This window comes from Flavimobilis rhizosphaerae (assembly GCF_014852685.1).
GTDB lineage: Bacteria > Actinomycetota > Actinomycetes > Actinomycetales > Cellulomonadaceae > Flavimobilis > Flavimobilis rhizosphaerae.
Genome location: NZ_JACZDF010000003.1, coordinates 215,350 through 226,812, shown reverse-complemented (window position 1 = coordinate 226,812; position 11,463 = coordinate 215,350). Strand labels below are relative to the sequence as shown.

At 72.4% G+C, this 11,463-nt stretch carries 9 protein-coding genes; 4 read left to right on the top strand and 5 right to left on the bottom strand.

Annotated features, from left to right (window positions below; translation table 11 throughout):
• Window positions 1-27: 27 nt before the first annotated feature.
• The 4 genes from IGS67_RS07290 to IGS67_RS07275 all read right to left on the bottom strand — a co-directional run bounded on the left by IGS67_RS07290 (window position 28) and on the right by IGS67_RS07275 (window position 6,679).
• Window positions 28-501 (bottom strand): hypothetical protein, encoded by a 474-nt coding sequence (locus tag IGS67_RS07290; protein ID WP_192279236.1) that lies wholly within the window; start codon window positions 499-501, stop codon window positions 28-30.
• Window positions 502-686: 185 nt separating this feature from the next.
• Window positions 687-1,277, bottom strand: a complete 591-nt coding sequence (locus IGS67_RS07285; RefSeq protein ID WP_192279235.1) for a hypothetical protein — start codon at window positions 1,275-1,277, stop codon at window positions 687-689.
• Window positions 1,278-1,501: 224 nt separating this feature from the next.
• Window positions 1,502-6,154 (bottom strand): ATP-dependent RNA helicase HrpA, encoded by a 4,653-nt coding sequence (hrpA, locus tag IGS67_RS07280; protein WP_192279234.1) that lies wholly within the window; start codon window positions 6,152-6,154, stop codon window positions 1,502-1,504.
• Between the two features lie 51 nt (window positions 6,155-6,205).
• Window positions 6,206-6,679, bottom strand: a complete 474-nt coding sequence (locus IGS67_RS07275; RefSeq protein WP_192279232.1) for a hypothetical protein — start codon at window positions 6,677-6,679, stop codon at window positions 6,206-6,208.
• A gap of 142 nt (window positions 6,680-6,821) precedes the next feature.
• On the opposite strand from IGS67_RS07275, the gene IGS67_RS07270 reads away from it, so the two are divergent.
• The 4 genes from IGS67_RS07270 to IGS67_RS07255 all read left to right on the top strand — a co-directional run bounded on the left by IGS67_RS07270 (window position 6,822) and on the right by IGS67_RS07255 (window position 10,495).
• Window positions 6,822-7,520 (top strand): SanA/YdcF family protein, encoded by a 699-nt coding sequence (locus IGS67_RS07270; protein ID WP_192279230.1) that lies wholly within the window; start codon window positions 6,822-6,824, stop codon window positions 7,518-7,520.
• Window positions 7,521-7,529: 9 nt separating this feature from the next.
• Window positions 7,530-8,225 (top strand): hypothetical protein, encoded by a 696-nt coding sequence (locus tag IGS67_RS07265; protein WP_192279228.1) that lies wholly within the window; start codon window positions 7,530-7,532, stop codon window positions 8,223-8,225.
• Window positions 8,222-8,698, top strand: coding sequence for an aminoacyl-tRNA deacylase (locus tag IGS67_RS07260; protein ID WP_407925812.1), 477 nt, complete (start codon window positions 8,222-8,224; stop codon window positions 8,696-8,698). The genes IGS67_RS07265 and IGS67_RS07260 overlap by 4 nt, the downstream gene beginning before the upstream one ends.
• 120 nt (window positions 8,699-8,818) lie before the next feature.
• Window positions 8,819-10,495, top strand: coding sequence for an ABC-F family ATP-binding cassette domain-containing protein (locus tag IGS67_RS07255; RefSeq protein ID WP_192279227.1), 1,677 nt, complete (start codon window positions 8,819-8,821; stop codon window positions 10,493-10,495).
• On the opposite strand, the gene IGS67_RS07250 is transcribed toward IGS67_RS07255, so the two are convergent.
• Entirely contained in the window at window positions 10,492-11,313 is an 822-nt protein-coding gene (locus tag IGS67_RS07250; RefSeq protein ID WP_192279226.1) for an NYN domain-containing protein, read from the bottom strand. The genes IGS67_RS07255 and IGS67_RS07250 overlap by 4 nt on opposite strands.
• Window positions 11,314-11,463: the final 150 nt, after the last annotated feature.

Genomic DNA, 11,463 nt, shown 5'->3' with positions numbered 1-11,463 from the left:
CGACCTCCGAGCGGGGGCCGCCAGGCACTAGAAGATCAGGCTGTAGCTGACGCCGCCTTGGGCGCAGATCGCGCGGAGGCTCCGCCACGCGTCTTCGGTGATATCCGGGTGGAGGCGGTAGAGCTCCCGGTAGGGGCTCCAGGGGTCGCCGTCGTCGTAGGTCTCGACCCACGTGTCCTTGCTCGGCGGCTGGCCGACCTCCGGGTAACCGTTGGCGCGCACACACTCTGCGGTCTGCGCCATCTTGTCGTAGCGGACCTCGTTCGACTCCTCGGTGACGGGGAACGTGGACTGGAGCTCCTTGAGGCACCGTTCCACGGTTCGCGACTCAGACGTGGCGCGCGCCTGGATCTCTTTGTCCGTCGCGTCGCTGGTGCCAGAGTCGCCGGACATCGAGAGCTCCCCCCCGTCGGCGAAGACCTGGAGATTGACGCCCGCGTCCTCGAGGCACGAACGCATGAGGACGGCCTGGCGCTCAGCGCTCTCCTGCGCCTGTGCCATCCAGGCTGGCGGAGCGTAGGCCGCGGTCGGGGTGGGGTCGGGAGCCGGCGCGACGGTGCACGCGGTAAGGAACGTGGTGGTGAGCAGCGCGGCGCCGAGGAGGTTTGGACGCGGTGGGGCGGATGAGTGAGGATCTCCGTGAGGGTGGTGGGCGGGGGTGCGCCCACGACGACGGGCCCGCGACGTCACTGCGCACCCCTGCGGTCGTCGAGACTCAGTGAGAAGCTGACGCCACCCTCCGCGCAGACCGCGCGGAGCGAGGACCACGCCCTCTCTGTGATGTCAGGGTGGAGGCGGTAGAGCTCGCCGTAGCCCGACCAGGGGAAGGAGCCGGGATCGTCATAGGTGTCGATCCACGTGTCCCTGCTCGGCGGCTGACCGATCTCCGGGTAGCCGCTGGCGCGGATGCATTCGGCGGTCTGGGTCATCTTGACGTAGTCCTGCTCGCGAGTCTCGGGCGGAGACGGGTGCGCCGCCTGAGCCTCCTCGGAGCAACGCGAGGCGATGGCCACGCGCGCCTCGACCCGGGCCTTCTGCTCCTCGGGGCTCAGGGCCTCGGTCTCGTGCCGACCCGAGGCTCCGACGGTTCCCGCATCGACAGAGACCTCGTCGTCCAGACCCGCGTCTCTCAGGCACCTCTCCATGACGACCGCTTGTCGTTCGGCGAGCTCGACCTTCTGCGCCATCCATGCCGGCGGAGTGTATGCCGCCGTCGGATCGGGCGTCTTCGGTCCGGTGCACGCCGTGAGCGAGACGGCGAGCCAGAGCGTGAGCACGACGGTCGCGGCGATCGTTGCGAGCGACTTCTTCATACTCTCTCCCTGTTTTTCCGCTATCTCCCGTAGCGGTCGGGTCTGACCTAGATGACGCTAGCGGAGGGATTCCGGCCTGGGGAGTAGGGGATTCCACAACGGAACGTTTCGGCGTCGTATTTGCGCACGCCACGGCGCCGCGCTGCCGCGCGGCAGGCCCGCCACTCGGGTCTGGCCGAGGGCAGGCCTCAGCCAGCGAGCAGCGCCCGGACCCGCTTCTCCGAGACGGTGCCGTCCGTGCCGAGCTGCTGCGCGAAGAACGACACGCGCAGCTCCTCGAGCATCCAGCGCGCCTCCTCGAGCGCTGCGAGGCGGGCGTCGTCGGGCTTGCCCGCCGCGTATGCGGCGCGGGCACGGTCGTAGACGTCCTCGACGTCGCGGATCCTCCACGCGAGCTCGGCGTCCCGGTTGGGGTTCTGCTCGGCCTTCGTCAGGCGGTGCGAGGCCGCGCGCAGGTAGCGCGGCAGGTGGCGCAGCCGCTCGGGCGGCGTCGCGGTGACGAAGCCGTCGAAGACGAGCCGCGCCGCGTCGTCGCGCACGTCCGTGAGCGTGTTGAGCAGTGCGAGGCTTGTCGACGTGCGCACCTGCGTGTCGAGCTCGCGCGCCGCGGCCAGGGCCGCGACGACGTGCCCGACGATCTGGTGGACCCGCTCCTCGAGGCGCTCGCGGACGACGCCGCGCGCGCCCTCGTAGGCCTCACGCGAGCGGATCGTCGACGCCTCGGGGACGCCCGGCTCGCTGCCCGACGTCAGCGCGGCGATCGCGGCCTTCTGCACGTCGCCGACGAGGGCGTCGGTGCTCCGGTACGGGCTCGACGCGAGTGTGAGCGCCTGCTGACCCGTCCACCGGGTCGTCACACGCTGCGTCTGCAGGCCGGTCTCCGCGAGGAGCAGCGCACGCACGCCCGCCGCGTGGTCCGGGGCCTGACGGCGACGATCCGCGAGGATGCGCAGGGCGACGGACTCGACGTTGCGGCCGCCCTTCGCTCCCGCGGGCGCGAGCTCGACGACGAGCGCGGGGTATCCGCGGACGGTCGTGGCCGACGGGCCGGCGCCGAGTCGCGTGACGACCTCGTCGGGCAGCGCGTCGCCCGGGACGGGCTCGCCGGTGGGTGAGGTGAGCGTCGGCCACGTAGTGAGCCGCTCCTGCTCGGCGAGCAGCACGCCCGCCTCCTCGACTGGTAGGTCTCCAGCACCGTTCGATGGTGCTCCGGACCTTCGAGTCGGATCAGGCGGGTCGACTGGAAGGTCTCCAGCATCGTTCGATGGTGCTCCAGACCTACGAGTCGGAGCGGAGGGGGAGGCGGAGCCGGAGGGTGCCGGGGCGCCCGCTTCGCGGAGCGCGTCGGCCAGGGCCGTGCGGACCGCGGTCCGCACCTCCGCCTGCGTGCGCGACCGCAGCCGGCGCTGCAGCGCGAGCAGGTCGGCGCCCTCGTCGACGATGGTCCCGCGTGAGTCGACGACGCGGAACTGCATGCGCAGATGGTCCGGCAGCGTCGTCGCGCCCCACGCGTCGTCAGGCACGACGACGTCCCGCAGCGCGCGCACCGCGCGCGCGAACGCCTCGTGGAACGACGGCGCCATGTCGCCCGCGCGCGTGAGGTCCGCCCACGACGCCTCGTGGGCGCGCAGCCACGCGACGACATCCCGCGCGACGTCCGGCGCGGGCACGAGCTGCACGCGCACCGGCTTCGGCAGCGCGCGGATCGTCGCCGTCGCGAGCTCCGTCCACATGCCGGGGACGAGCCAGTCGAAGCCGTCGGGCACCACACGGTCGAGCACCGCGAGCGGCACGTGCACCGTCACCCCGTCGGTCTGCTGGCCGGGAGAGAGCTCGTACGTGAGCGGGAGACGCAGGTCGCCCTGCTCCCACGTGTCCGGATAGTCCGCGAGATCGACGTCCCCGGCCTCCGGCACGAGCAACTCGGGAGTGAACGTCAGCAGCTCCGGGTCCGTGCGGCGCGCGTCCTTCCACCAGCGGTCGAAGTGCCGCGCCGACACGACGTCCGCGGGCACGCGCGCGTCGTAGAACGCGAAGAGCGTGTCGTCGTCGACGACGAGGTCACGACGACGCGTGCGCGCCTCGAGCTGCTCGGCCTCGTCGAGCAGCTCCCGGTTGCGCGCGAAGAACTCGTGGCGCGTGCTCCACTCCCCCTCGACGAGCGCCTTGCGGAGGAACATCTCCCGCGCCCCCTCCGGATCGACACGGGAGAAGAGGACCTTGCGCTGCGCGACGATCGGCAGGCCGTGGAGCAGCACCTTCTCGAAGGCCTGCGCCGCCCCCTGCTTCGAGGACCAGTGCGGCTCGGAGTACACGTGCTTGACGAGGTGCGCGCCGATCTCCTCGGCCCACTCGGGCTCGATCCGTGCGACCTCGCGCGCCCACAGGCGGCTCGTCTCGACGAGCTCGCCCGCCATGATCCACGCCGGCGGCTTCTTCGACAGCGGCGAGCCCGGGAAGATCGCGAAGTGTGCGTTGCGGGCCCCCACGTACTCGTTGCGCGCCTGCCGCGCAGCCCGACGGTCCTCGCGCGCAGGCCTGCCCGGCCGCTGCGCCCCGACCTCGGTGACCTGCTGCATGCCGATCTGCGAGAGCATGCCCGCGAGCAGCGCACGATGGATCGTGTCACCGTCCCAGCGGTAGCGGTGCGTCTCGGCCTCAGGGGCCTCGCCCGTCTTCTCGGCGGCCTCCGCCATCGCCTCGGCGACGGACAGCGCCCGCGCCCCCGGCGCGGAACGACGCACGACGCCCCTGCCCGAGCCGTCCGCGACGACCGCACGCGACGCAGGCTTGATCTCGAGATCGAGCTGCTCGGCCATGTCCTTGAGCTGCCCGACGAGGTCCTGCCATTCGCGCACGCGCAGGAAGTTGATGAACTCCGCCTTGCACAGGCGGCGGAACGCCGACGACGACAGGGCGCGCCGCTGCTCCTTGAGGTACTCCCAGAGGTTGAGGTATGTGAGGAAGTCCGACGTCGGGTCCGCGAACCGCGCGTGCAGCTGGTCGGCGTGCTGGCGCTGCTCCGTCGGGCGCTCGCGCGGGTCCTGGATCGAGAGGACCGCCGTGACGATGAGGACCTCGCGGCCCACGCCGCGGCGCGCGCCCTCGATGATCATGCGGCCGAGCCGCGGGTCCATCGGCAGGCGCGAGAGCGTGCGACCGGTCGCGGTGAGCGAGGCGCCGTCGGCGAGCGCCCCGAGCTCCGTGAGGAGGTTGACGCCGTCGCGCACCGCGCGGACGTCGGGCGGGTCGACGAACGGGAAGCCTGCGACGTCGTCGGGTCCGTTCGCGACGCCCGACGAGATCATCTGGAGGATGACGCTCGCGAGCGACGTCCGCAGGATCTCCGGGTCGGTGAACTCGGGGCGCCCCTCGAAGTCGGACTCGGAGTACAGGCGGATCGCGATGCCGTCGGCCACGCGCCCGCATCGCCCCGATCGCTGGTTGGCGCTCGCCTGGCTCACGGGCTCGATCGGTAGCCGCTGGACCTTCGTCGCCTTGGAGTAGCGCGAGATGCGCGCAGTGCCGGGGTCGATGACGTAGCGGATGCCTGGCACCGTGAGGGACGTCTCCGCGACGTTCGTCGCGAGGACGATGCGACGCCCGCCGTGCGGCTCGAACACCCGGTGCTGCTCGGCCGCCGAGAGGCGCGCGTAGAGCGGCACGACCTCGACGGACAGCGGCGTGCCGCGCCCGTCGACACGGTCGCCGAGGTGCCCGCGCAACGCGTCGGCCGCGTCGCGGATCTCACGCTCGCCCGAGAGGAACACGAGGATGTCGCCCGGGCCCTCCGCGAAGAGCTCGTCGACCGCCTCGCAGATCCCCGTCATGAGGTCGCGCTCGACGGCCCTGGCCGGACGCTTCTTCTTCGCGGCCTTGCCGCCGCCGACCGCGCCCGTCGGCGTGCCCTTGTCCTCCGCCGGATCAGGCAGGTCCTCGACGAGCGGTCGGTAGCGGATCTCGACCGGGTACGTGCGGCCCGACACCTCGATGACGGGCGCCGACACCCGAGTGCCGTCGGCCGCCACGGACGCGAAGTGCTCCGCGAACCGCTCGGAGTCGATCGTCGCCGACGTGATGACGAGCTTGAGGTCCGGCCGCTGCGGCAGCAGCTGCGTGAGATAGCCGAGGAGGAAGTCGATGTTGAGCGAACGCTCGTGCGCCTCGTCGATGACGAGCGTGTCGTACGCGCGCAGCAGCGGGTCGCGCTGAATCTGGGCGAGGAGGATGCCGTCGGTCATGACCTTGACGAGCGTGCGGTCCGAGCTCTCGTCCGTGAACCGCACCTGGTAGCCGACGACGCCGCCCGTGCGACCCCGCCGCACCTGCCCGTCGGGCCCCGTGTGCTCGTCTCCGATCTCCTCCGCGATGCGTTCCGCGACCGTGCGCGCCGCGAGCCTGCGCGGCTGCGTGTGGCCGATCTGCCCCGCCCGGCCGCGGCCGAGGTCGAGGAGGATCTTCGGCAGCTGCGTCGTCTTGCCCGAGCCCGTCGCGCCCGCGACGATGACGACCTGGTGGTCGCGGATCGCGTCCGCGATCTCGCTGCGCTGGCCCGAGACCGGGAGGTTCTCCGGGTACGTGATCGCGGGGACGTCGACGCGCGCACGGATCTCCGCGGCACGCGCCGCACGCGCGAGCGCGCGGGCGTCGAGCGTCTCCCGGTCGAACGTGTCACGACGGCCGCGGCCGCGACCCTTGCCGCCTGCCTGCGACGAACGCTGCGTCGAGCCCTGCGTCGAGCCCTGCGAGGACCCCTGTGCCGGGCCGCGGCCGCGTCCGCCGCGACCCCGACGGGGACGCCCCTCGGGCTCGCTGGATCCGGACGGTGTGCTCACGGGCACCCATTCTCCCAGGGTGGCGCAACCTCGATTCTCCGGGAGCGTCCCAGGGCGTCAGCCCTTGAGGTTCCCGAGGAGGTTCTCGAGCTCGGTCTCGACCTTCGCGAGCGCGTCGTTCGCTGCCTTCCCGGCCGCCGAGTCGTCCTTCTCCAGACGCTCACGGGCCGCGTCGAGGTCAGCCTTCGCCTTGTCGAGCGACTCTCGAGCGTCGGTGACCTTCGCCTCCGCGTCGCCCTTCGCGGACAGCGCGGACTCGAGCGCGGCGCGGGCCTGGTCGGCGGCGCCCTGCGCGCCGCTCAACGCCTTCTCGGCGGTGCCTTTGAGGTCTCCGGTGAGACCCTCGAGGCTTGCGCGGGCCACGTCGGCCTTCGCACTGAGCTCCTTCGCGCGCTGCGTGCCCGAGTCGACCATCTGCTTGAGCTGGTCGCCCGACGGCAGCGAGAACGACCCGTCGTTCGAGCAGCCAGCAAGCACGGACGCCCCGAGCAGCGCGGCGACGGCGAGAGCGATGAGGCGACGGGCTGTCATGGGTCCTCCGTGAGGAATGGGCGGCGAGGCATCACCGAGCCTAGTCGGAGCCACCGACACCAGAGCGGCACACCTGCGGAGATCCTGCGCAGGGAGGTCCGTACCCGCGTGTTCCGGACGCGGACCGGGCAGGATGGTGCGCATGACGTCCCTGATTGAGCTCGTCGAGGTCCCTGAGGCGCGACCGCGCCGCCGTCTGCGCCGGGCGCTCCTCGTCGCCGCGTGCGTCGGCGTCGTCGGCGTCGTCACACCCGTCGCCGTCGTGCAGGTGAGCGGGCGGCAGCACGTCGTCGACCTTGCCGACGCACCCCCGCGGACCGTCGCGCTCGTCCTCGGCGCGGGGCTGCGGCCCGACGGGACGCCGTCGACGTACCTCGGGCGGCGGCTCGACGCGGCCGTCGACCTCTATGAGCGGGGCGTCGTGCGCGGCGTGCTCGTCTCGGGCGACTCCTCGACCGTCGGGTACGACGAGCCGACGGCCATGAAGGACTACCTCGTGCGTGCTGGCGTGCCGGAGGGCGTCGTCCTCCAGGACTTCGCGGGGCTCGACACGCACGACTCCGCCGTGCGGGCGCGCACCGTCTTCGGCGTCGAGGACGCGATCGTCGTCACGCAGGACTACCACCTGCCGCGCGCCGTGTTCTCCGCCCGGGCCGCGGGGATCGACGCCGTCGGGGTCGCGGTGTCGTCGGCATCGGTCGAACCGTCGAAGCTCGCCGCGTGGAAGGTGCGCGACCTCCTCGCGTCGTGGAAGGCCGCGGTCGACGCCCTCGTCGGGCGCGAGCCGGCGCGACCCTGGTCCGACGAGCCGGGCGTCGCCGACGTCCTCGGCGCTCGGTAGTCTCGGCGCATGAGCGTCGACCGCCCCGCCACGCACGCCCGCACGGGGCAGCGCTGCACGCCGCCCGCGCCGGGCGACGCAACCGTCGGGCTCTTGCTCCTCGTGCTGCCGCTGCTCGCGCTCGTCGTGTGGGTGAAGGACGAGGAGTCCGAGCTCACGCGCGGCTGGCTGCTCGCGTTCGTCGTCGTCTACGCCGTTGGCGTGACCATCGCGCTGCGCGGGTTCACGTCCGACGCGTCGCCGCTGCGCATGAACCGGCGCTTCGTGCCGATGCGCTACCTCGTGCTCGCCGTCGTCTGGGCCGTCGGGCTGCCGTGGGGTGTCGCGATGCTGCTCGCGCCCGGGACCGCTGCAGCCCAGGAGGCCGCGACGCGCGGCGAGATCCTCGGGACGCCGACGCCGACCGCGACCGCGTCGGACGGGTCGTTGCTGCCCGTTGAGCCGCCGTCGAACCTCGACCTGTGGGTCGCGTCGGGCGGGACCGTCATGTACGGGCAGATCGTCGTCATGCTGGCGTTGGCGGCGCTCATCGTGCTCGCGGTGCTGTTCGTGAGGGCGCGTCGGGTGCAGCTCGCGGAGTTTCCGCGCCTCCCGCGGGCCTCTCGCGCCGACGGGACAGGCACGAGCGCGCGCGCCGGGCGCACAGCCAGCACACCCGCGGGCGGGCGGGACCCGGACCTCGATCGTCGAGGATCCGACGCATGATGACTTCCCCCGACGGCGCCTCCCGCGCCCGCGCAGCTCTCGAAGCGTCCGGGATCCCGTTCACGTTGACGACGCACGGGCGCGTGTCCTCGCTCGCCGAGGCCGCCGCAGCACGCGGCGTGGAACCGTCGGGCATCATCAAGACGCTCGTTGTGAGACGCGGCGAGGGCGACTTCCTGCTCGTCCTCGTGCCTGGCGACCGTCAGATCTCCTGGCCCAAGTTGCGCGAGCTCCTCGGCGTCTCGCGCATGTCGATGCCCGACGCCGCGACGGCGTTCGAGGTCACTGGCTACGAGCGCGGCACGATCACCCCGTTCGGTGCGACGACCGCCTGGCCCGTCGTCGCCGACACGCGGGTCGTCGGGCAGGTGTCGATCGGCGCAGGCGCGCACGGCACGGCAGCGACCGTCGACGGCGCCGACCTGGTGCGCGTGCTCGACGCGACGGTCGCCGACGTCACCGAGCCGCTCTGAGGCCCGGAAAAGGACTGGTCACTCTCCGCAGGTCCACCTAGCCTCGGCAGCATGTGAGCATGACCTGCCCCGGCCCGAGCGCGCTCCCGCGCGCCCCGCACCACATCCGGCAGGTGACCCATGCCCCACCCCCTCCACTCCTCGGCCCGTGCGCGCGACCTCGTGCGCACCTTCGGTGACCGACACGTCCTCCACGGCCTCGATCTCGACATCACCGCAGGCCAGAGGCTCGCCCTCGTCGGCGAGAACGGCTCCGGCAAGTCGACCCTCCTGCGTCTCCTGGCGGGGCTCGAGGAGCCTGACGGAGGCGCCCTCGAGCTCCCCTCCGACCGCGGTCTGCTTACGCAGGACACCGACCCCGCCGACCCGCGCACCGTCGGGCAGCTCCTCGACGAGGCCGTCGAGCACGTCCGCTCCCTCGAGCACCAGCTCGAGGACTCGGCGGCCGCGCTCGCCCACGGGGACGCGTCCGCGACAGGACGCTACGACCGCGCGCTCGCCGCGGCCGAGGCCGCCGGCGTGTGGGACGTCGACGCACGCCTCGGACGGATGCTCTCCGGCCTCGGAGTCGCCGATCTCGACCGTGCACGGCCGCTGAGCGACCTCTCGGGCGGCGAGCGCAGACGGCTCGACCTCGCCGCGCTGCTCGTCCGACGACCAGCGCTGCTCCTCCTCGACGAGCCGACGAACCACCTCGACGACACAGCGGCCGACCACCTCACGGCCGAGCTGCTCACCTACCCGGGCGCCGTCGTCGTCGCGAGCCACGACAGGCTGCTCCTCGACACCGTCGGGACTGCGGTGCTCGACCTCGACGACGACGGTCCCGCGGTCGGCGGGACGCTCAGCGACCACCTCCTGCGGCGTCGGGCCGCGCTCGCGGCCCAGGCCGTGCGGTACGACGCCGAGCAGGACGAGATCGCGCGACTGCGCGACGCGCTCGCCGAGGACGGTGGGACGACACGCCGCGTCGCCCCCGGACGCGCGATGTCGGACCGCAACCGCTTCGCATACGGCGGCCAGGGAGACCGCGTCGAGCAGCAGGTCGCCCGGAGGGTCAAGGACGCGCGCAGACGGCTCGACGACCTGATGACCTCGGGGACCGCGAGGCCGCCGGAGCCGCTGCGGTTCCGGGCCGGCCCCACGGACGTGGACGCCGTGCCGAACGGAGCCGTCTTCCGCGGCCCGGGCTCCGACCCTGCCGCGCTGCCGTCCGCGGCGGGAACGGAGCGCCTCGCACGAGGCGAAGCCCTCCGCCTCGACAGGGTGAGCGTCGCGGGACGGCTCGCGCCGCTCGACCTCGTCGTGCCGCAGGGCGGCCGGCTGCTCGTCACCGGGACGAACGCGTCGGGCAAGTCGACGCTGCTTCACGTGCTCGCGGGGGACCTCGCGCCGACGTCCGGCGTCGTCGAGGTCGCACCGGGCGGCGTCGCGCTGCTCGAGCAGGAGGTCGGGCTCGCGGACGACCGGCGGACACCCCGCGAGGTGCTCGGGGCCCTCGCCCGAGTGCGGGGCGACGACCCCGACGCCGTCGATCCGCACGGGCTGCTCGCCGAGCGGGACCTCGACCGGCCGCTCGCGGAGCTGTCCGTCGGCCAGCGCCGACGTGCCGTGCTCGCGATGGTTGTCCACCAGGGCGCGAGCCTGCTGCTGCTCGACGAGCCGACGAACCACCTCTCGCTGCGCCTGGTCGACGAGCTGCGGCACGCGCTCGACGGCTGGCCCGGGACCGTCGTCGTCGCGACACACGACCGGTGGTGGCGTGCGGGGTGGGCGGGCGAGGTGCTGGAGCTCTAAGAGGTCGCCGTCGCCCGCGTGCCGGCCGTTGACCTCGCAGCGGACGAAAGAGCCGGAGTTGCAGAGGGGCGGATGCGCACCACGGCGGTCGCGCCGTTGCCGACGACTGCCTGCGTGACCTCGAGATCAGGCTGTGCCGCGAGCAGCGTGCTGAGCTTGGCGAAGCCGTAGAGGCGGGGATCAAAGCCGGGCCGGAGCTTTGTGAGGTGCGATCCCAACTGGCTGAGCAGCGCCCATTCGTCGTCCCCGGAGATGTCGTCGATCGCCTGGCAGATGAACCTGAACGGCACCGGCTGGGGCTTCTTCGGGGTGGTCACCGGGCTCGCTCCCTTGGAAGGTCCCGTGGGCACCGGGGTGGGATCAGCCGCAGGGCGGCGAAGCACGCCCGTATAGATGAACTGGTCGCACGCCGCGACGAACGAACTCGGCGTCTTCTCCTCGCCGAAGCCGTAGACCTTCTTGCCGCTCTCGCGCAGCCGCGACGCGAGCCGCGTGAAGTCGCTGTCCGACGACACGATGCAGAACCCGTCGAGATCACCGGTGTGGAGCAGGTCCATCGCGTCGATGATGAGTGCTGAGTCCGTCGCGTTCTTGCCGGTCGTGTACGCGAACTGCTGGACGGGCTGGAGGGACTGGGCGAGCAGGACGCGCTTCCAGGAGTTCATCTGCTGGGAGGTCCAGTCCCCATAGATGCGCTTGACCGTCGCGACGCCGTAGCGCGCGACCTCCTCGAGGAGCCCCTCGATGATCGCGGCCGGCGCGTTGTCCGCGTCGACGAGGACTGCAAGTCGCCTCTGCGAGCCGTTCGGCGCTGCCATCTTCTGCTCCCTTGGTCGGCTGGGTGCAGGCTATCGCGCGCGGGGGACCACACGTCCCCCGCGCGCGAGCTCGAGCAGATGGTTGCTGCCAGTAGCCATCTGCTCGGATCTTGCGGTGAGGCGTGGGGTGCCTCCGGGAATGTCGGGGGC